Here is a 21,043-nt window from a genome sequence, read left to right on the forward strand (position 1 = left end):
CGGAGGAGATCGAGATGCTGTCGGAAAAAGTGGTCAATTATTGCAGAAGCAAAAACTGGTGGTTTGAAGACATTGATGAGGAGTATAAAAACGCATTAGTAAATTTAGGCATTGATCTGGGTTCAGATTTTGCTGCGTTTTATTTGCATGCAGAGGAAGGGCCGACTTTCTATAATAGACGATATGAAATCTATCAGATTTGTTGGTTTATGATCAATTCTTCGGATTATATGTTAGCAATGGAGAATGCTCATGCCGTTTTAAAACTGCCTGAAGAATATATTCCGTTAGATAGCTTTGAAGGGGAATACGGTTTTTTTTATAATATGAACACAGACGAAGTGATAGGCTTAGGATTGGGTCAGCAAATGGAGGATTTTTATGCTGGTAAACTGGATTCGCAATGGAAAAGCTTTAATTCCTTCCTCGAGTGGTATTTTGAACTGACAGATTCGTGAATGGACTACATAAAAAAGGGCCGCCATACCGCTGCAATGGAGCTAACCTGATGGTGGAATGCTCCGAACGAAGACGGCATGACGGCCTTATATTATATGAAACAAACGTTAAATCAAGGCCATGAACGCTCGCCTTTTATTACTTGGGCGCCCATTTCCAGATCACTTGTATTCTTGAAGTTCGGATAGTCTTTCTTCATCGCTGCAATCAGCTCAGCTGAATTTTTGGACTGTTTAGCCGCTTCTTCAAATTTTGCAATATAGTCACGAGTGAATGTGACGCTGGACGTATTCTCGGAGCTCTTGCCAAGGTAATGGCCCGGGATAACCCGTTCCGGCTTCAGATCAAGAATCTGCTTCAAAATCTCCCGCCAGTGGTCACGGCTCTCTGGGGTTTGGTTGTCTGCCATCCAGACATGCAGGTTCTCGTAGATAGGTACGCCGCCCAAGATTGTTTTTTTCGACGGAACCCAAAGGACGGTGTGAGACGGATCAGAACCGTTAAGACCGACCACCTGCACAGTTTCACCATCGACTGTCAGCTTATCCCCGTCAAGAACTTCAGGCACGATCAGCTCTGTCGGAGCGTTTTCTTTCAGGATTGGGCTCCAGAAGTCATTCTTAATCTTGATGGTTGCCTTAATTCCTTCCACGGTTGCCGGAGTAGCAACGATTTTTACGTCTGGAAATGCCTTGCGGATTGCCGACAGGCCGAAGTAGAAATCTGGATCCTTATGGCTTACATAGACCGTAGTCAGCTTCTTTCCAGTGTCTTGGATCATTTTGACCAGCTTTTCGGCGTTGCTCTTTTCGAACTGTGCATCGACGAGTACTACCTCTTTCGGCCCTTCAATTAGGCTTGAACTGACGGAGAAGAGGCCGTTTTCTCCAGGATTGAATGGCGTGATCTTCAGTTCAGCCGCCTGCTTCTTAGGTTCTTCTTTGCTCTCGTTGTTTGTCGTGTTCGCTTTACCGGCGCAAGCACTCAGCACTAGTGTGAAACAAAGCAATAACATAACTCCTATAGATGATTTTTTTTGAAACATCTTAAAATCTCCCTCTTTCTTGTATTGATTACGATTATTGAAACCGCAACGTAATGCTATCCAGCGCAAGCTTCCCCTCTTATTCACCTAAGCAATTAAACGCATTCCAAATCTGACCTTCACCACTAATGTCACCAGTTCAAATTGATCCCCAAAGTAGGTAAAGTATGCCCGAATGAGTTCATGTACATTCTGTATTCCCTATGTTTGGCTGCATACTTCGTCAACGATGGGCGTGGAAAATGAGACTCTTGTTGTAACTGTAATAGTTACAACTATTCCAAAAAAAATGGACTTACTATTACATATTGAAAATGTTCGAACATAAAGTGTGCACCTTGGTTGGGACAAGCAGCGAAAAATGCAAATCGCGTAGGGAAGGTTTCTGTTTGTAGCACTCACTGGCTGTAACCATTATAGTTACAACTAGTGAAAATCGTCAAGACAATTCTTTGAAATGTTATGAATTACCTGATTTCGTCTCATGAGAGATGTGGATTGGAAATGAATAGGGAGTTCCTTGTTCTTTATTTGGCGGGTTAATTATGGTCATAATGATTAGGGGACGAGGCCATACCAAATCCAGTTCAACTTCGGGAACGAAGTGAAATGGTTTGTCACATAAAAGAGAAAATGCAACACCTCCAAAGCGCAGATGGATTTCTGCCTTTGGAGGTGTTTTTATTTCAATATAGAGAGATTGTAAATGGATCCTCTAAATATGTCTTATGCATTACCCTTGCTGCGAGCCAGTTCCTTCCGTACGAGCGGGGCGACCTTGGTGCCGAGCAGTTCAATCGAGCGCATGATATCACGGTGCGGAATTGAACCAATGTCACAGTGCAGGAAGAAGCGCGTCACGCCCAAGTTGCGGTGGAGTAATACGATTTTCTCAGCGACATGCTCTGGATCGCCGACATAGAGACAGCCTCGCAACTTGCTGTCCTCATCGAAGGTTGCGCGTGTGTACTGAGCTCCCCAGCCACGCTCACGTCCGAGCTTGTTCATCATGGCTTGTGTCCCTGGGAACAGAAGATCTGCCGCCTTCTCGGCGGTATCGGCTACAATGCCATGTGAGTGGGTTGCAATTTGCAGCTTGTTGACATCGTGTCCAGCCTTAGCCGCGGATCTCTTATAGAGCTCGACAAGCGGCGCAAAGCGCTCCGGCATGCCGCCAATGATCGCATAAGCAACCGGCAAGCCGAGTCTGCCGGCCCGGACGGAAGATTCTGCGTTACCGCCGGTGGCAATCCAGACGGGAAGCGGTTCCTGAACGGCCCGTGGGTACACGCCAAGATTGTCAATAGCCGCACGATGACGACTGCCTCGCCAGCTTACCTTCTCTGACTCCCGGATAGCGAGCAGAAGCTCCAGATTCTCTTCATACAATTGATCGTAATCATTCAAGTTGTAGCCGAACAGCGGGAAGGATTCAATGAACGAGCCGCGGCCCGCCATAATCTCGGCGCGTCCGTTCGAGATGGCATCCAGCGTCGCAAACTGTTGATAGACGCGTACCGGATCATCCGAGGACAGGACAGTCACGGCGCTGGTCAGCCGAATATGTTTCGTTTGTGCAGCCGCTGCCGCCAGGATGACCGCTGGGGCCGAAGAAGCATACTCATACCGGTGGTGCTCGCCGATGCCGTAGACGTCAAGTCCGACCTGATCGGCTAGAACAATCTCTTCTACCGACCGACGAATTCGCTCGGTATGGCTAATGCGCTCGCCTGTCACCGGATCCGTCGAAGCCTCCAAAAACGTACTGATTCCAATTTCCAGATCAACAACCGCTTCATCGGTCATCGTGTTCGCCTCCTTTATTTAGATGTCGCTTTATAATATATAGTAACATAACTATAGTTAGTTTGAAAAGACAACAAAAAGATGTCCCGTTTGTCGGTTGCCTGTTACCTCTGTCAGTCGCTCATTTCAATCTTGCCCGCCCATCCGCATTCCCATCCGTCTATGATTTGATTACAGATAGCGACTCATTAATGGCGAACATGGCTATAGGATTATCTAAGACTGAGTCTAGATTATGAGAAGTGCTTATTGTTAGAATGAAAGGGTAACCATTTATTTAAAACACGAAGCGTCTAAAAATCATAAAAATAAAAGGAGAAGGACTCCTTTTCAACGGAATTCTAGACTAACCTAGTCGTATTGAAGTGGAATATAAGGAATGGGGAAGCGGGTGCCGATGTTGTCCCTTTTCCCCGACCCTAGTCCAGTATAAATCCCGACGATCGTACGACTCTCTCAAATTTTTCCTCGACTACAATGATGGAAGAGCATCATTCGCATGGATCATCGATGTTAGAATGAGAGCGTCTATCAAGACTAGGGAGCTGAAACTGTGAAAAAGATTAGAAAAGCGTTCATTTATATTGGAGTTACCATTCTTTTATTAGTTGGGGTAGCATTGGTTTTTCCCACATGGACTCCGAGCATAGACGGCGCTGACAGCATAAGCGTACTTGAGGAAGTCGAAATTAATGGAACGGGCCATGAATTGATGATACGGGGACAGGATAAGAATAATCCAGTTGTCATTTTCTTACACGGTGGACCGGCTGTATCGGAAATCCCCTATGTAACCAAATACCAAGACATATTGGAAAAGCATTTCACGGTTGTTCGTTACGATCAGAGAGCTGGAGGAAAGTCGTATCACTTTGGAGAGGATTATTCCAATCTGTCTACTGATTTATTAGTGAAAGATGTACTGGCTTTGACAGATTACATATCGGCTCGTTTTCATCAAGAGAAGGTCATATTAGCGGGCCATTCCTTCGGAACTTATATTGGCATACAAGCTGCACAGCAAGCACCTGAGAAATATAAAGCCTATATTGGCATCGGACAGATGTCTAACGTTACGGAAAGTGAAAAGGATGCATTGCAGTTTACGATTGATCAAGCAAAATTGGGCGGCAACACAACCGATGTGGAGTACTTGCAAGGGTTAACGGAAAAGGTGCAAAGCGGAGAACAATTAACTCCACGCAATTATGTGCGCAAATATGGCGGTGCGGCAAGATTGATTGATGTGAATGCTGACATGGATAGAGGCTTGTTCGGACCGGAGTATAACTTGCTGGATCGCATCCGTTTTTATCGCAGCGTCTCGAATGCACAAGAAGTATTGATAGGGCAGGCATTGAAGAAACCATTGCCTGCATTTGTTACCAAGCTGGAAGTGCCGGTCTATTTCATTATGGGGCAGTACGATTACATGACATCTGCGAAAGCAGCCAAAACGTATTTTGATCAAATCGATGCAGCTAAAAAGGAATTTATCACATATGATCAATCCGCTCACTATCCGCAATTTGAAGAAAAAGAGAAGTTCTCGCAATGGATGGTGGACTCGTTCGCAAAATGATGGATTGCAGGGCTATAGTCGAACTTTAGTTCATAGCTGATGCTAATTCGATGATTCAGGCATTGTATGGTTGATTATAGATGAGGATAAGCAGGGATAATGTTTCGGACAAATGATAGGTCTGTCACACGATCGCACAGAATGACAGGATGGCAAGAGGCAGCCTTGATATGATGTATGCAGAGAGGAGCTATTGCGAATGGAATGGCTGAACCGAATGAAGTCGGCGCTCGACGTAATCGAGGCGAAGATGCTGGAGCCATTGGATATGGCGGAGCTTGCGAAGGCAGCGTATTCTTCTCCCCATCACTTTCAGCGGATGTTCTATATGCTGACTGGTATGACAGTAGCTGAGTATGTACGGAAACGGCGCTTAACCTTGGCGGCTCAAGAGTTAGCAATGAGTGGCTCTAAAGTGATCGATGTCGCGATGAAGTATTGCTACGATTCGCCAGAATCGTTCTCTAAGGCGTTCCGCAAGCTGCACGGCATCTCGCCCTCCGAGGCTCGAAATTCGGGTGTCCAGCTGAAGGCCTTTCCGCGCATTTCCTTCCACCTATCATTGAAGGGAGACAAAGAAATGGATTATAGAATTGTACAGAGAGAGGCGTTTACCGTTGTAGGAAAGTCGATCCAGACGACCACGAAAGAGGGAGAAAATTCGATCGAGATTCCGAAGTTTTGGCGCGATACTTACGCAGATGGAACCGGCGCAAGCATTTCTGCACTGGGAAAAAATCGAGATATTCTAGGCGTTTGCTATGGCGCGCAGCAGGGTGGAGAGGTCTTTAACTACGCGATTGCAGTAGAGACGGATCGGACGGAATCAGAAGATGGGTTTGAATTTATTCAAGTTCCAGCTGCGACGTGGGCCGTATTTACCTCTATTGGTCCGATGCCTGGTGCCATTCAAGAAGTATGGAACCGCATCTATCAGGAGTGGTTCCCAGCTACAGATTATGAGCAAGCCGAAATCCCTGATTTCGAGCTGTATCCACCGGGAGATACGACATCCGAAGAATATCGCTGCGAAGTGTGGATTCCGGTTATAAAGAAATAAATACGAAGAGTAAGAATTGACGGTTCATCAATCACCAACTAAACATAAAGGAGGCTGGCCCAACATGCACACTGGGCACAGCCTCCTTGTCTATCGTCGCAAAGCCCACAGTACGAGCTTCTCATACCACTTCCACGGGAATAGACGGATAAGGCGCAGGGGCATCGCCCCTCGACCCATGAAATAGCGTAGCTTCGGTCTTGGCGTGCGCGAAATCTTGACGATGTGACGCGCCACCTCCTGCGGAGGAGGAGCTGTTTCAGAGCTTCGCTTCGAGAATTGCAGAACCGCTTGAAGCAGTTTGCTGTACGGCGAATTCTCGCGTTTTTGGATAGAAGAGAATCCCTTTTCCCATATATCCGTTTTGTAGGAGCCGGGTTCGATCAGTACGGCATATACGCCAAATGGCAGCATCTCAAGCCGCAGTGCCTCTGTAAAGCCTTCGACGGCGAACTTGGAGGCGGCATATGGGGCATAGCCTGGAAAAGCATATCGACCGCTAATGCTGCTCACATTCACGATGGTTCCACTGCCTTGTTCCCGCATAATAGGCAGCGCTGTGCGCGTCACGGCGACCGTGCCGAAAAAATTTGTCTCCAGTTGGGCGCGCCAAGCGTCCATGTCCACTTCCTCGACGTATCCACCTGCAGAGCACATGAATGTATGCGGAGACGCCGCATGTCTGTGCTTCAGCAAGCAGCTTCCCTTGCTTGGCCGTATTACGCATCGTCGCTACGACATCATATCCTGCGCTCGCCAGCGCGACACTCGTGTAGAGCCCGAAGCCGCTGGACGTACCGGTCACGACGGCGATTGGCCGCGAAGGAGAAGCAATAGAATGCTGCGGCTTCGTATGTGGTGATGTCAACATGAATCCTCCTTTCTCGTCTGTATCCTCATAATTTATGTCGTTCCATTAGCGGAACGCCGATTCGATTGGCGGCCAAGGAAATGAATGACCAGCAGCTACGGCGGTACACAGGCAGATGCCGATCCATGATGGCGGAATATTCCCAATGCCCGGTAGCTCCCCGGTTGCGTTTGAACTGCGCTGCGCCCGAGCTCTCATTCCATTGCATGCCAAGTCGCTGCACCTCACGGAACAGGACAGCAGAGAGCATGCGGTACAGGCCTGTTTCCAGCGGAAGTGCGGTGTCGTAACCGAAAATTGGCGTCGTCAGTATACCGTTGCGGCAGAAGTAACCCATGATTCCGTCTATTCGTCCCCTCGATGTGCGCAGAGCGACGAAGCGCAGTGTCTTCGCCGCCAGTGCATGTTCGAAGAAGCGCTCATTAAACTGCGGATTGCACGGTGAATATTTATCGATATAGAGCAAGTTGTACAGTTGAACCATGCGGGGAACATCGGCCGGTACCAGCTCTTCATGCCGAACGATCTCGTATTCATGCTTCGCAAGCAGTCCTTCATCACGCTTGATTAACCATCTCGCCTTGGCATTCTGAGTTCTGGAATCGCGGGTATCCAAGCAATAGATTTGGCGGCTAGGCACAAGTGCGCATCCGGCCTTCTCCAAGCTGCGGCACAGCTCCGGGTAATAATGGCGATTTAACGAACGGAACACGATCGAGTGATCGGGGAACCGAGCTTGCAGCAGGGCGATGATGGCTGATACGTGCTCTGCCGTCATACGTGGATACAGATTCGTAGACAGCAGATAATTGCTCACATGCACGACGCGATTGCACCGCGCAAGCTTCATTCCGAATCCGATTCCGCTTAACAGCCACGCAAGCGGCCGTTCCAGCAGCGGCTGCTTCAGCATGCCGAGCTCTTGCTTCGCATAAGTAACATAGTGCGTATAAGGCGAGCATACATATGCGTTGTCGTACTCTTGTTCATTAACGGTAATCGGCAGCACATATTGGTCGTCGATGACGATCACCATCATCCGGGTCTGAATATTATCCACGTCGCGTTCCGGCCCATGTCGTATCCATGGCTCTATCCATGCCTTAGCCGCCTGTCCTTCCTCATCGTTCGGCCAAGGCAGCCGATCGATATTAGCTGCATCATATAGAACTGCGATACTCATACCGTAAACTTCCTCTCGATCCGGCGCAGCTTGTGCCCGGCAGGCTGCGGCTTCCACTCGGTAAATTGAATGTCAGGCGCTGCACACTGAACGATTGCACACAGCTTATGCAGTTCGAGCATAATGTCCTGTTCACATGCTGCCCGATATTGCGTAGGCACTTGCAGCGCCACCGTGATGTGCGTTGGCGAATACTGCACCGCCGCATAGTGTTCAATCTTCGATGAGGCGGACAGAATTGCACGGCGAATAAAATCGGGAAATACAGTCGTAAGTGTGCCGTCTCTTAGTGAGGGCATATAGAACATATCATCGTGCCGCCCTTCGATGCGCTCCAGCGCAGTGAAGGGAGAACCGCACGGACAAGGCTCGTTTCTCTCTGTCAAGACATCGTCCAGCCGATAACGAATGATCGGCTGGGTCATACGCCGGAAGTCAGTAATAATCGGTGTGAATTTTCGTTCCCGCTTGTCTAGCCACTCTTTCTCTATGAAGACGAGGTCTTCGTTCAAGTGGAGCGTCCCGTGTATGCACGTAATGCCGAGAAAGCCTTCCGTGCATTGATAGATTTGGTGCACGGGCTGCTGGAACGCCGCGCTAATTATCGCTTCATCGAGCGGATCAAGGACTTCAGCCACGGAAAAAATCTTTCGCGGACGTATCGCGAGCAGGCCCTGCTCCAGCTGTTCTGCAAGCATGCGAAGCATAGACGGCGGTGCGACGAGCAGGGTAGGGGCGTAAGTGTTCAGTCGCTTGACCTGCTCCTCCAACGGGTCGAGCAGGTCGAAGTAGGCGAATTGCAGCAGCCGCTTGCTCACGCTCCCGTACAGGTTACTGTTGGCACGCAGGAAGAGCGCAATGCGCTCCCGTGCCAGTACGGATCCAGGCAGGGCCTTGGCGAGCATCGCTCCGGCCCATGCCATGCTCTCCTGTGGGCTGACGAGGAAGAGGCCGCGATTGCCTGACGTCCCCGAGGACATACCGACGGTAATATCATTCCATTCAGGAGTGAAGTCGCGGCTCTCCTCAGCTGCCAGTGCCATGGCGAACGCTTCCTCCTTTCGTACGCCAGCGGTATTAAGGGCATCGAAATGCTCCATCATCAGCGACTTGTCCATGACTGGCATGTCGCGCCATTGCTCAATGGGGAGCTCGCCCATGCGTTCGCGGAGGAAGGGGGAGCACTGCCTGATTCGCCCCAGATGCTTCATCACTTGACGATGTTGCCACTGCTCCAGTGCTTCCCTGCTACTCCAACTTCGTCCGTACTTTGTGCGGATATATTCCCAGGCAGCGATCATCGTTCCTTTATCCACGCTGAGCACCTCCTTGAACCTTAGGGCTTGTTACGTATCTCTGTTCGGCCTCCCGGCAGTGCGTTGGGATGATGCGAAGATCCGGTCGCCTACGATGCAGGAGGTGTAATCGGTTAAGGTTGTCCTTATATTGCTGCCAATCTGCTTTGATCAATTTGACGATGGACTTCGGCAGCCGATGCGATGCATAGGCTGCCGTTGACCAAGCAGCGTCGGCGCAGAGGAAGTATTCTTGCCCTGCAGAGCGCAGAAGCAGGCCAAGCTGACCCAGCGCATGCCCCGATAGGTCGATGCCGATGATGCTACCGTCCCCGAACAGATCGTATCCCTCTGTGAAGGGCGCATATCCCTCGTCCAAGCTTATGGTACTGCACGTCTCCTCGATAAGACGGGAGCGATCACCGAATCGATTCGGCAATAGCCCGGGCAGAAAGCCGGCTTTCGTAGCTTGGAAAGGAGACATGTCCTGCAGAGGACGATAAGCCTCGCGCAAATAATAAAACTCGGCATTCTCGAAATCGTGCACACCGCCGATATGATCTGCGTGAAAGTGCGACAAAATAATCGTCCGCACGTCCTCCGGCATTACGCCAAGATTGCGCAGCTGATTGGCTGCACTCTCTTCTTCGCCGATATAAACCGGCGTTGTCCACCGATACAGCCTCGCGGGAAAGGACGATGTAGCCTGAAAGAAACGCGTGGAATAGCCGGTGTCGAACAGGACTGGTCCGAGTCGCGGGTGCTCGATATAGGCGAACATGGCCGGAAAGCGCACGGAAGCGCCGCTCCCGCCTTGAATCGTAAGCCATTCCCGGTGCGTGCAGTACCCTGCGGTCATCAAGTTCACGGAAACTTCTGTTATGGCTCCTTTGTTCACGTCCATGGAGCTGACGAGCCTCCTTCCTGTATCCATGCTTCAGCGAATCGTTTCATGCCTTCCTCGGTACCGATTCTAGGCTTATAACCTAACATCTGGCGTGCAGCCGTAATGTCGAGCGTCTGACTCCGTCCGATTAGTCCAACCGTATACCGGGTCAGCTTAGCCTCCTTGCCTCTGGCAAACCAGCGGGCGTTAAGCTCTAGCATCCCGGCCGCAGCCGAAGCGATCGGGTAAGCGAGCGGGATGGGGCGGAACGGCATTTCGAGCAGGGCAAACAGCCTAGCCAGCAAATCGCTCAGCAGCCTAGGCTCGCCGTTCGTAATATTGTACTTGCCGCCAAGCGAAGCCGGGTCAGCTTCGGCGGCTAGCAGCAGCGCATCGACCACGTTGTCGACATATGTAACGTCGAGCATCGACCGGCCGCTGCGAATGAGCGGCATATAGCCGCCTCGGTTCGCCTCTATGAGGCGCGGGAGAATAGCGCGATCACTCGGACCGTAGATCGCGCGGGGCCGCAGCGTAATGGCGTGCAGCCCAGCCTCTTCTACGGCCTGATCCACCTCCCGCTCAGCGAGCAGCTTGGTGGCGGCGTAGGCATTCGCTTGTTTGGAAGGCAGCGGATCGGATTCTTTAATATTCAGTCGATCACGCCAATTCCAGTAAATGCTCGGCGTTGACACATGCACGAGCCGCGCTCCTCCGCTTACGCATCCTTGCACGACATGGCGTGTGCCGATGACGTTGCTGGCGTAGAAGTCAGCATAATCGCCCCATGGAGCAGACAGTGCAGCACAGTGGAAGACGGTATCTCGACCGTGGCATATCTCCTTGATCCGCTCAGTATCGCCTAATTCAAGCGGAATAAATCGGACACCCATCCGTTCCAGTTCATGGCCTACATGCGTATTGCGGCCAATGGCGCTGACGGTATAGCCTTGTTCGACCAATCTTAATGCCAAACGCTGCCCTAGAAATCCGGTTCCTCCCGTCACTAATGCTCGTCGGCTCATGATGATTCACCATTCCATTCTATATCTGATGTAGTGGCCTCTATTAGTGAGATGGAGCGCTTTTTGCTCTCTCGCCAGAAGCGGTATAGCATAACGGCCTGCGCGACAAACGGCTTCGGATCCTGCCAGCGGAAGATGGCATCTCGTCCTTTCCATAGCTCCCTCAGCCAATAGCCCCGTCGAGGACTCCTCCAGCCGTACGCCAGCATGGCGAGCGTCAACATGGCAGGGCGGGTGGATGTTGGCTCGATGGGGTAGGCTCTCGCATGATGCGCGCCAAGATTTGCATCAAGATATGTATCTTGATTAGCAGTGTTAATTGTGCAGCCGTCTATGCCGACCTCTGTGTCGCCATTTATCCCGCCATTCATCTCGAAGAACGCCTTGTCCAACTGATCGGATACTGCAAAGCAATGGACGCCGCTTGTTGCGCGAGGATTGCACTCGATAGGGTAGATGTTCCGTTCCGGCGTGACGATAAAGTCAAACGCAATCTGCCCCGTATATCGAAGCGGGGCGACAAATCGCTGGACCCATGCCAGCAGATCGCCCCGTGCCTCATGCTTGAAGGCGATGCTTGCCCCTTCACTCGCCGTGAATTCGGAGGGGTAGCAGGCATGAGCACGTACGGCGCCATCGCGGACAATGCTGTACGTGCAGTACAATGTGCCGCGAATATATTGCTGCCCGACCCAAGGATAGTCCGGGGTGATTAGGATGTCGTCCGGCAGGGCATAGTCAGCCCGTACGAATAATACACGGCTCGCGAAGCGCGAGTAGGCCGGCTTCAGTATGGCAGCATCCGCCCCAAGCGTCCGTATGTAGTCGTATGCTTCCGCTCGTGTTGTCAACAGCTGTGTCGATGGTGCGTGTAAGCCAGCTTGCCGGACCAATTCGATGAATTTCCCCTTATGATGAAGCTGCTTAAGCAGCTCCCATAGAGGAGCAAATAGCTCGCATCCATTGGGCCATGTCCGCTGTCTCTGTGCCAGATAGAACACTTCCTCGCAGGTCGGAATTATGCAATCCACCTGCTCGTCTATCACAATACGCTCTATCATAGCTAGGAACCGCTCTGGTTCATGGCGAGGAGGCGGATAACAGTAATGGCGGGTGACAAAGCGGGAGGCCGAGCCTATTGTGACGAGCAAGCTATCTGCCATGATGATCCGGTGCCCAGCACCCCCCAATAGCCGCGCCAGTTCCAAGGAGACGGGGGCGCGGCTGCCGGTAATTAGGACAGTTCGCCTCCCATCCGGCGGTATATCGTTGGACGGACTGCTAGAACTGCTAGAACTGCTAATATTCAAGCACCAGCCCTCCCAATGACAGCCCGGCAGAAGTTCCAAGCAGCAGAATACGGTCTCCCCGCTGCACCCGCCCTTGGTGAATGGCCTCATGCAATCCCATCGGAATCGAGGCGGCAATCGTATTGCCGTGATCCGATGTAATGTTCATGAGCTGCTCTGGAGCAATGCCCAGCTTGCGGCTAATCAGGCGCATTGCCATAGCGCTGCCTTGGTGCGGAATGATAAGCGGGAATTGCGACATTGCCGTATTTCCCGATCCAAGCAGCCGTTCAAGGAAGTCAGGTAGCAGCTTGGACGCCATTTTATAAATCGGCTGACCATCCATATGGAACATATAGTCGCTCATTCGAGCATCATCGTAATATTTAGCGTGCAGCCCCGTACCTCCACCACGTATCTCGGAGTATGAGGCTCCGGTACTATAGGTTTCTATTAATGAGGCTTCGATACGAGATTGCTCGTATGCTGCTGCTTGGCCTACGATCACGGCAGCGGCGCCATCGCCGAATAGAACCGCGCTTTCTTTATGCTCCCAGTTCAGGCCGACTGAGGCAACCTCAGTCGAGACGATGAGGATACGCTGATAGCGTCCAGCGGCAATCAGATATGACATGACGTCGAGCGCGGCTAGGAAGCTAAGGCAGGTCGAATTAATGTCAAAAGACGGCACCCCGGAGTTCCCTTTCCCCATTGCTTGTTGTATCAAAGCCGCTGTGCATGGAATCGGCTGCTGCATTGTACCGCTTGCGCATACGATGCAGTCGATGTCAGCGAAGGTAAGTCCCGCATCCTGCAGTGCGGCTTGTGCAGCGAATGCCCCCATCTCGGCGGCTGTTTCATTTTCAACAAAATATCGTACTCGAACCTCCGACTTTTTCAGGGACCACCCGGCGGGTACGCCAAGCTTCCGATCCATTTCATCCGAGGTAACGCGCTGCTTCGGTAAATATACCCCCGTGCCGATAATTTTCACTTTTCTCTCCATACTCCCATGGCCTCGTTCCTCTTGTTGATTATTTCGATCATGACGTGAAGCTCTTGCTTATTACCCAAAAGCTCCCTCTATTGTAATGCACATTCTCTTGGTGGTTCCATCAATTTACTCGTTCGGTTGATTCTTCTATTATATCGGAGTACTTTTACATTGGCGTGATAATCTGTCTTGCAAAAAAAATTGTAAAAAAACCTTACGATTAAAAATGCCATTACGTTCCTATCCAGATGTGTTGCTGTTGTTACGTAATAAAAATGTAGTTTGTTGAGCGAAAAAAGGTTGGGCTCAAGAAGATCTGGCAAAAAGGGGAGAGTAGCCAAACTATCGCTATTCTCAAAAGGATACTAACCGAAGTGTTTGTTTAATAAGAGGAGTGATGCATATAGGAGAAACTATTGATAGAGAATCAATAGCCTCCTTGTTTCATTTCATACAGATGTCAGAAACAAAGGTGGTCATGAAGGTAAATCCCATGAAAGGGGAGTATCCTTCGTCATATTCAATGACTATTGGGACACTCCCTTCATGGCAGTGCTTTTAAGCGTGCTGCAGTTCTCCGTCTACGAACTGGGGAAGTGCGGCAATGCCGGCCGTATTCAAAAAGTTCCAAGGCTTGTTAAAGTGAGGCTGGAAGAAGAAGTCGATGAAGGCCAACTCGTCGATGGTCATCCCATTTTGAATGCATACCGACAAGGTGTTCATCGCTTGGGTCAAGTCAACTTTGGACATGATTTGCGCTCCCAACAGGCGGCGGCTTTCTTTCTCATACACAACCTTCAAAGTTACGGTCTCTGCCGATGGCATAAATTCAGGCCGGTAGGCGTCGATTACCGTAACTGCTTCGGCATCGATATTCTCATCTGCGCATGCAACCTCGGTAAGACCCGTCGAAGCTAGATTGATATCGTATATTTTGAGGCCCGATGTCCCTTGGGTGCCTACATATTTTGTCGTTGGTCCCATCAGATTGCGGGCTACCAGCATCCCCATCCGTACCGCATTGGTAGCCAGCGGAATGTAGGCAGCTCTGCCGGTCGGATTGTAATGCACAGCACAGCTGTCGCCGGCGGCGAACACGTCCTGCTTGCTGGTTTGCATATATGAATCAACGATGATCGCGCCATTTGGCAGCATATCCACTTGACCCTTAAGCAGTTGGGTATTCGGGCGGAAACCGATACAAAGAATGACCATATCCGTTTCTACTTCACCCTTGTCAGTGATGACTTTATTGACTGTGCCGTCCATGCCTTCAAAAGCTTGAACGGTCTGCCCAAGCGCAAGCTCGATGCCTTTGCCGCGGAACGCTTCCTCAATTTGACTACTGAAATCAGCATCCAGGTAACGGTTCAAAATCCGGTCTTCGCTATCAATTAACGTTACCTGCTTACCGCTCTGCTGGAACGCCTCCACAAGCTCTACACCGATATATCCCGCACCGACCACTGTGATGCGGTTTGCCTGTTTAGCTTTGTCGATGATGTTGTTCGCATGTTCGTAATTTTTGCACAGCAGAATGTTGTCCAGCTCCATGCCTGGAAGCTGTGGAATGATCGGCCAAGATCCCGTCGTGACAATCAGCTTATCGAAGCAATCATTGAATTCTTCTCCGGTCAGCAGGTTGCGCACCTGCATCGTTTTCGCATCCGTATCAACGGTGAGAACCTCGTGGCGCATGTGAGTAATGACACCTAAATTCGCCAAGTGCTGCGGCGAGGAGTAGAAGAGTCCTTCCGGCTCTTTCACGACACCGCCCACATACAATGCGATCCCGCAAGATAAGAACGATATATTGTCGTTGCGTTCGTAAACGGTAATCTGGGCTTCGGGGTATAGCTTGGCGGCATTAACCACTGCTGCTGTTCCTGCATGCGTACAACCAATCACTGCAATTTTCATCGTAATTCCTCCTCGAAGGGCAAAATATAGGTAAACCAAATGGTTTAATTTCAATGTGTTAAATGTGACTTATTTCACAACCACAGTGTACTGTGATTTATTTCACAAGTCAATAGCTACTTGTTCTTTTTTTCACAAAAATAGTAGATGTCGGCTGGACACAACATAAAATCCCCCTAAGTGCTAAGGAGGATTTTATGATCAATCCAATTCGTTACTCTCTTTTTCGTCAATGAGAATGATTAGAGAGCTTCATTTCTAGTCACGTCAACTCTCGGACTTTTTCTGTTCGTGACACTATAATTGCTGCAATGATAATGATAAATGCCGTAAGGAGACCCGACTCACCGATCCAGACATCGGAAAACTCCCCTGTTGTTGCACGAGTGAAAGGACCTTGGATTACAGAGTTCCATGAGGTATGGATAATGACAGAAGGCCAGACGCTGCCAGTGGCTAATCGCAATTGGGCGGTAATATAACTGAACGGAATGATACACAGGTAGATGCCTAGGACAGAGAGAAGGACAGATGGTCCAGCCACATACATACCAGATATGACAATCGGAATATGCCAAGTTGCCCAGATCAATCCGCTAAGCAAAATAGGACGCGGAGCCTTGGCCTCAACTAAACGTGTCAACATATATCCCCGCCAGCCGACTTCTTCCCCCATAACGGGGATGAGGTTGATGATACTTCCTGCAATGCCAGCCACTACGACCATAAGCACGAAGCTCAGCGGCGTAGGCAAGTACTGCAGACCAAGAGCATGATAGTACGTTTCGAAGGTACCTCCCACAGGAAGCTGGAACGAGGCTATACCACTCATCCAGGCAGTGGAGTAGGTGATTCCGCAGATGAGCATAGGAATGAGCAGGCCCAGTCCGATCCCTCTCCATACTTTTACACTGCCCAACTGAAAGGATACATCTGCAAAACCTTCCCGCAAGAGGAGACGGGTTAGAATCGAAGCGATTGCCGGTACGAACATGTACACAACAATAAGCATAATATTTCCCGACATGATGACAGCCGTATTCATGATCAGTGACAACACGAATAAGAAACCAAGAAAGAACGTAAGGCCTTTTCTGGCATGTTGTACTTTCACCTCCCCAAAATCCGAAGCGTTTTTGTTTCCACGCGATTTCAAAATTACATCCTTCCTTTCGATTCATAGAAATGTTTTATATTGATGCCCTCAATCTTTCGCAAACTCAGTATGGCCAATGGGGCGTCATTATTCATAGTGAGGCTTGTAACGAAATGACATGAGGTATGTGTCATCAAAAATGGTGACAGAGAGTAACTAGGAAAAGTGATATGGGATGAATGACAATCGGGTTGAGCGATTGACGCATAGCCTTGCTTGCGGTTCATTGCGCTCATCAAATAACTCAATTGAGGTGGAATAAGATGAATAAGAAAATGATGGTTAGTGGCATGGCTGCAGTAGTTAGCACAGCGCTGTTGGTTGCTGGGGGAGCTTCGAATGCTGGTGCTCAGTCAACAGAAGTGACTCGTTCCGTGCAGACGTCGCAAAATAGTATTGTGAAGTCCTTTGAATCACAGGTTTTTCCATTGAAGACAATTGATCCGACTCAATCGTTTGCGGATGTAAAGCCGCTTAAGAAGATGATCGGGAAAGCCAATTATGTAGGATTAGGGGAGGAAACTCACGGTAGTTCTGAACTTTTTACGATGAAATTTCGCCTCGTGAAATATTTGGTTACGGAGATGGGATTTACGAACTTCGGGATGGAGGAGGATTGGGGGAATGGTTTGAAATTAAATGAATATATCCACACAGGCAAAGGAGATCCCAAGCAATTTTTGAAGCTGTTATATCCAACTGATGAGATCGTCACTATGGTGGAGTGGATGAAGGATTACAATGCTAATCCAAAGAACAAGAAAAAGATTCAATTTATCGGGCTCGATCTAAAGTCATTGGATAAAGACGTCTACGATACAGTCATTAACTATGTGAAGAAGCATCATCCCGATATGCTGTCTGAAGTCGTGCAGAACTATAAAGATATGCCAGCGGTAACTGTCAATTTGCAGGAGTATATGAAGCTGACTCATGAGGAGAAAGCCCGGTTCCAAGCGAATGCGGAGAGAGTTGTCCAATTGCTTGAGAAAGTAGCCGTAAAAGACAAGAAGAAGGCTAATTCAAATGAGCTTACGTGGGTGAAAGGGACGGCGAAGGCAATCAAGCATTATACAACCATGATGATTCCTGAAGAGTATCCGTCTTTGGTCACCCTCCACGATCAATATTTGGCAGACCTTGCCATATGGGCGAAAGAAACACTTGGTGGGAAAACGATGGTCTGGGGCCATAATATTCACGTAGCTAAGGGTGTTATCGATAAAGAATGGTATCCGAAGCCAGCTGGGGAGTTCCTGAAGGAACGTGTAGGTGATCAATACGTCGTTATAGGAACCTCGATGACGGAAGGACATTTTACAACATACGAGTTTGACATGAGTGGCGGCGGAAAGATTAAGACAGATGCAATACCGCAGCAGAAAAACAGTACGAACGATATGTTCGGAAAAGTATCTTACGAGAGGTTCCTATTGGACGCTCGCCATCTGAAGGGAGAGGCAGGGCGATGGGTGAAGGAAAAGCAGCCGTTCCTCAGCTTAGGGGCGCGGATAATACCGGGCCTGCCGCCATATTTCAATGTGCCCCTGCGGGAACGGTTTGACATTCTTGTCCATATTCGTAACACAAGCCCATCCCATATGTTACAAGTACAAAAGTAGGAAATCATTTCTAGAGCAATCGGGATACGGTTGCTCTTTCTTCTTATACTAGACCTTACTCCGCACGAAGGTTCAATCATTTCAGAAATTAATGGTTCTCAATTAGGATGTATGTGGTGTAACTTGTAGATATCTGATGAAGGATTGAGGTATTCCTATGAAAGAATGGATGAAGCGATGGTTGTGGTCAGATTGGGTCATGTTATGTATACGGATCTCATGGTGGATCACGCTCGTGATTAGTCTATGCATATTGCATGAGCGAGGATTGCCGATACCACTTTGGGCAGCTATGGGGCTCTCCTTTGTTCCATTATTCATCCCGCTTTGGCTTCAACAGTATCATTTGCAGTGGTATTTGATTGCTGAAATTGTGTTGTCGGGGAGTTTTGTTATTTTCTTAAATCTGTATGGGATATCGAATGTATGGCAATATGCCCCGATTGTATTTGTCATTGGCTTTCTAAGCAGTAATCCTACTTACCGATGGACAGCGATTCTATCTTCTGGTGTCATCCCGTTTATTCTCGGCTGGGTAAGTAAAATAAGTTGGATTGATATTATTGTAGACGTCATTTTGCATTATGGGATTGTATTTGCCTTGGGATATGCCTTTCAATTAGCGGTACTTACGCATAGGCAAGGGCAAGTGATCAAGGAGCAAAATCGGATTTTGGAACAACATGTGACTCAGGTTGAACAGATGACGTTAGTCGAGGAGCGAAATCGACTATCTAAGGAACTGCACGATACGATCGGCCATACGTTGACTTCACTCATTATGGGAATGGAGTCGCTGCGTCAGGCGGCAACAGGCGATCAAACTGAACGCATTGATGCTCTTCTGCGCTCTGCCCGCAGTGGACTAGAAGAAGTTCGAACTCACTTGCATCAAATGTCGTCATCTACCCTACCTGCATCTTTTACGACTTCTCTACAAAAGCTGGTTAGCAAATTCAAAGATACAACAAGGATTGAAGTTAAGTATCGAACATTAGGTGAGGAGTATGCCGTGCCTAATCCGATCAAATTAACATTGTACCGTTGTCTACAAGAGGCATTGACGAATGCGGCTCGTCACGGACAAGCAACGGCCATCGAGGTTCATTTGCATTTCGAAGCGAATCAATTGCGTTTGCAAATTCAAGATAATGGGGTAGGTAATGAGCAGCTGCAGCCAGGCTTTGGGCTTTCTACGATGAAGGAGCGCTTGCTAGAGTTGTCAGGCCACTTATCAGTCCACTCTCATCGTGATGAAGGGACGGTCGTGCTCTGTACAGTGCCTAGATATGAAATTGTGCAAAGCAAAATACGGCTTGTTATCGTCGACGATCAGCAGTTGATTGTCGATAGTCTTAGCATGATACTTGATAATCAAGAGGATCTGCAGGTAGTAGGAACGGCCGGAAATGGAAAATTAGCTGTTGAGTTGTGCGAGCAGGTTCATCCAGATGTTATCTTGATGGATGTCCGTATGCCTGAAATGGATGGAATCGAAGCTTTACAAGTGATTAAGGAAAAGTGGCCTGATCTACAAGTGATCGTAATGAGTACCTTCAGTGATGTAGAACAAGCGGTGACCGCACTTCAGTACGGGGCAGTGGGATATTTGTTGAAATCCATACAGCCCAAGGAGTTAATCGACACGATTCGCCTCATTCATGCTGGAGGCATGTCCATCACCCAGGAGATCGCGGAGCAAGTATTCGAAGAAATGAAGCAGCAGCGGGTGCAGCTCAAGGAACGTGGAAATATCATTTGGGATAATCCATATGGATTAATTAAACGCGAGTTCGAGTTGTTGGATCTGCTGCACCGTGGATCACGTTACAAAGCTATCGCCGCTAGCATGAATCTTTCGGAAGGAACGATCCGCAATTATATATCTATTCTCTATTCCAAGCTAGGCGTAAATAACAGGCAAGATGCAGTGGACAAGGCGAAAGAGGAAGGATTGATTAGTTAGAGGGAGCTTTGATAGATTAGTGGCAATAATCAACTTCTCCAAATAAGCCCGTGAAATTCACGGGCTGTTTTTATGCCTCAAATCCATTTATAGTATAATGGATTATTACAGCATAGATGGAAAACGGGGAAAAGAGGGAACGGATGCCTACTATACTAGTTGCTGATGATGATGCGAACATTCGCGAACTTGTATGTTTGTTTTTACGCAAAGATGGGTTCACAACAGTTGAAGCTGCAGACGGTAAGGAAGCACTGGCCGTCTATGCTTCAACGCATGTCGACATTTACGGCATTGGATTATGTGGACAAATATCCAAACGAGGTGACTGCATTTGTCGGAATCGATAGCAGTGTTCCAACACAACCAGGTATGGATGTTGAATTCCCATTAAAAAGATTAGAATTCCTCAAAAAATCAGGTCTCTTACGATTTGCTCTTATATTTAGTGCAGACCCCTATAAGGGTCTGGCATTCGATGGAAAAACCGTAGAGCAAATGAGTTTGATACTTTGTACAAGCGAATAATGAAGGGAGAAAGGAATGGGTACCTCTGCATGAAGAGCAGGTTAAAGACTCGGTACATGGAAAAATAATCACCATGGTGGGATCGCATTATTTGCACCACACCAAATTCAAAGAAATCGCTGAGAATGTTAGAGCATATATGAAAGAAGTAAAGTAAGTGTACTATTTGGATGAAGACCAAGCTTTGCCGGGTACTCCGTTTCAATCCTGCCAAAGGTGATGGGACGGGGGATTATTTTACTTTCGGCGCGCGTTCCTGGTTTTCTGTCACACGACCGCTGAACGATTCATAACGAAAAACCTGGAGTGGCTGTCTACATAAGGAGTCAGCCATTCCAGGTTTTTTTATTTGCGAA

15 protein-coding genes and 3 pseudogenes are annotated in these 21,043 nt (G+C 48.8%); 7 read left to right on the forward strand and 11 right to left on the reverse strand.

Annotated elements, in window-relative coordinates:
- Window positions 1–14: 14 nt before the first annotated feature.
- Window positions 15–458, forward strand: a complete 444-nt coding sequence (locus M3661_RS21255; protein WP_065290004.1) for a hypothetical protein — start codon at window positions 15–17, stop codon at window positions 456–458.
- A 113-nt stretch (window positions 459–571) separates the two neighbouring features.
- Here the strand turns inward: M3661_RS21255 and M3661_RS21260 are convergent, their stop codons facing one another.
- Both M3661_RS21260 and M3661_RS21265 read right to left on the reverse strand, forming a co-directional pair.
- On the reverse strand, window positions 572–1,504 hold the full coding sequence (locus M3661_RS21260) for an MBL fold metallo-hydrolase (RefSeq protein WP_251488341.1): 933 nt from the start codon (window positions 1,502–1,504) through the stop codon (window positions 572–574).
- Window positions 1,505–2,230: 726 nt separating this feature from the next.
- Window positions 2,231–3,310 (reverse strand): LLM class flavin-dependent oxidoreductase, encoded by a 1,080-nt coding sequence (locus M3661_RS21265; protein WP_251488344.1) that lies wholly within the window; start codon window positions 3,308–3,310, stop codon window positions 2,231–2,233.
- 553 nt (window positions 3,311–3,863) lie between these two features.
- Here M3661_RS21265 and M3661_RS21270 point away from each other — a divergent pair.
- Window positions 3,864–4,892 carry an alpha/beta fold hydrolase gene (locus M3661_RS21270; protein ID WP_251488346.1) on the forward strand — a complete coding sequence of 343 codons (1,029 nt, stop codon included), beginning with the start codon at window positions 3,864–3,866 and terminating at the stop codon, window positions 4,890–4,892.
- Between the two features lie 199 nt (window positions 4,893–5,091).
- The gene (locus tag M3661_RS21275) at window positions 5,092–5,952 is read left to right on the forward strand and encodes an AraC family transcriptional regulator (RefSeq protein ID WP_251488349.1); all 861 of its coding nucleotides are present in this window, start codon (window positions 5,092–5,094) and stop codon (window positions 5,950–5,952) included.
- A 90-nt stretch (window positions 5,953–6,042) separates the two neighbouring features.
- Here the strand turns inward: M3661_RS21275 and M3661_RS21280 are convergent.
- From M3661_RS21280 to M3661_RS21320, 9 genes and pseudogenes are all read right to left on the reverse strand, one after another.
- Window positions 6,043–6,823 (reverse strand): annotated as a pseudogene (locus M3661_RS21280) (SDR family NAD(P)-dependent oxidoreductase).
- Window positions 6,824–6,848: 25 nt separating this feature from the next.
- Window positions 6,849–8,006, reverse strand: coding sequence for a GNAT family N-acetyltransferase (locus M3661_RS21285; RefSeq protein ID WP_251488350.1), 1,158 nt, complete (start codon window positions 8,004–8,006; stop codon window positions 6,849–6,851).
- Entirely contained in the window at window positions 8,003–9,322 is a 1,320-nt protein-coding gene (locus M3661_RS21290) for a F390 synthetase-related protein (protein WP_251488352.1), read from the reverse strand. Before M3661_RS21290 ends, M3661_RS21285 begins: the two co-directional genes overlap by 4 nt.
- Window positions 9,315–10,205: an MBL fold metallo-hydrolase gene (locus M3661_RS21295; RefSeq protein WP_251488354.1), complete on the reverse strand. Its 891-nt coding sequence runs from the start codon at window positions 10,203–10,205 to the stop codon at window positions 9,315–9,317. The genes M3661_RS21290 and M3661_RS21295 overlap by 8 nt, the downstream gene beginning before the upstream one ends.
- Complete coding sequence (locus M3661_RS21300) at window positions 10,196–11,212, reverse strand: NAD-dependent epimerase/dehydratase family protein (protein ID WP_251488356.1); 1,017 nt, start codon at window positions 11,210–11,212, stop codon at window positions 10,196–10,198. Before M3661_RS21300 ends, M3661_RS21295 begins: the two co-directional genes overlap by 10 nt.
- Window positions 11,209–12,522: an ATP-grasp domain-containing protein gene (locus M3661_RS21305; RefSeq protein ID WP_251488358.1), complete on the reverse strand. Its 1,314-nt coding sequence runs from the start codon at window positions 12,520–12,522 to the stop codon at window positions 11,209–11,211. The genes M3661_RS21300 and M3661_RS21305 overlap by 4 nt, the downstream gene beginning before the upstream one ends.
- Window positions 12,512–13,507 (reverse strand): beta-ketoacyl-ACP synthase III, encoded by a 996-nt coding sequence (locus M3661_RS21310; RefSeq protein WP_251488360.1) that lies wholly within the window; start codon window positions 13,505–13,507, stop codon window positions 12,512–12,514. The genes M3661_RS21305 and M3661_RS21310 overlap by 11 nt, the downstream gene beginning before the upstream one ends.
- 546 nt (window positions 13,508–14,053) lie before the next feature.
- A complete protein-coding gene (locus M3661_RS21315) occupies window positions 14,054–15,415 on the reverse strand; it encodes an FAD-dependent oxidoreductase (protein ID WP_251488363.1) in 1,362 nt (453 codons plus the stop codon).
- 262 nt (window positions 15,416–15,677) lie between these two features.
- Window positions 15,678–16,571 carry a type II CAAX endopeptidase family protein gene (locus M3661_RS21320; RefSeq protein WP_251488366.1) on the reverse strand — a complete coding sequence of 298 codons (894 nt, stop codon included), beginning with the start codon at window positions 16,569–16,571 and terminating at the stop codon, window positions 15,678–15,680.
- A gap of 263 nt (window positions 16,572–16,834) precedes the next feature.
- Between M3661_RS21320 and M3661_RS21325 the strand changes: the two genes are divergently transcribed.
- The 4 genes and pseudogenes from M3661_RS21325 to M3661_RS21340 all read left to right on the forward strand — a co-directional run.
- The gene (locus M3661_RS21325) at window positions 16,835–18,193 is read left to right on the forward strand and encodes an erythromycin esterase family protein (RefSeq protein WP_251488369.1); all 1,359 of its coding nucleotides are present in this window, start codon (window positions 16,835–16,837) and stop codon (window positions 18,191–18,193) included.
- Between the two features lie 157 nt (window positions 18,194–18,350).
- Window positions 18,351–20,159, forward strand: coding sequence for a helix-turn-helix transcriptional regulator (locus M3661_RS21330; protein ID WP_251488372.1), 1,809 nt, complete (start codon window positions 18,351–18,353; stop codon window positions 20,157–20,159).
- A gap of 143 nt (window positions 20,160–20,302) precedes the next feature.
- Window positions 20,303–20,446 (forward strand): annotated as a pseudogene (locus tag M3661_RS21335) (DNA-binding response regulator); the annotation flags it as partial.
- 7 nt (window positions 20,447–20,453) lie between these two features.
- Window positions 20,454–20,844, forward strand: a pseudogene (locus M3661_RS21340) (alpha/beta hydrolase); the annotation flags it as partial.
- Window positions 20,845–21,043 lie beyond the last annotated feature (199 nt).

Origin of the sequence: Paenibacillus sp. MER 180 (genome assembly GCF_023713665.1) — a bacterium.
In the GTDB taxonomy this organism is placed as follows: Bacteria; Bacillota; Bacilli; order Paenibacillales; family Paenibacillaceae; genus Paenibacillus_B; species Paenibacillus_B suaedae.

Excerpts from the sequence above, each read along its gene's own strand:
- M3661_RS21295 (WP_251488354.1), bottom strand. The coding sequence starts at position 10,205 with ATGGACGTGAACAAAGGAGCCATAACAGAAGTTTCCGTGAACTTGATG.
- M3661_RS21310 (WP_251488360.1), bottom strand. The coding sequence starts at position 13,507 with ATGGAGAGAAAAGTGAAAATTATCGGCACGGGGGTATATTTACCGAAG.
- M3661_RS21260 (WP_251488341.1), bottom strand. The coding sequence starts at position 1,504 with ATGTTTCAAAAAAAATCATCTATAGGAGTTATGTTATTGCTTTGTTTC.
- M3661_RS21315 (WP_251488363.1), bottom strand. The coding sequence starts at position 15,415 with ATGAAAATTGCAGTGATTGGTTGTACGCATGCAGGAACAGCAGCAGTG.
- M3661_RS21255 (WP_065290004.1), top strand. The coding sequence starts at position 15 with ATGCTGTCGGAAAAAGTGGTCAATTATTGCAGAAGCAAAAACTGGTGG.
- M3661_RS21265 (WP_251488344.1), bottom strand. The coding sequence starts at position 3,310 with ATGACCGATGAAGCGGTTGTTGATCTGGAAATTGGAATCAGTACGTTT.
- M3661_RS21325 (WP_251488369.1), top strand. The coding sequence starts at position 16,835 with ATGAATAAGAAAATGATGGTTAGTGGCATGGCTGCAGTAGTTAGCACA.
- M3661_RS21285 (WP_251488350.1), bottom strand. The coding sequence starts at position 8,006 with ATGAGTATCGCAGTTCTATATGATGCAGCTAATATCGATCGGCTGCCT.
- M3661_RS21300 (WP_251488356.1), bottom strand. The coding sequence starts at position 11,212 with ATGAGCCGACGAGCATTAGTGACGGGAGGAACCGGATTTCTAGGGCAG.
- M3661_RS21275 (WP_251488349.1), top strand. The coding sequence starts at position 5,092 with ATGGAATGGCTGAACCGAATGAAGTCGGCGCTCGACGTAATCGAGGCG.
- M3661_RS21330 (WP_251488372.1), top strand. The coding sequence starts at position 18,351 with ATGAAAGAATGGATGAAGCGATGGTTGTGGTCAGATTGGGTCATGTTA.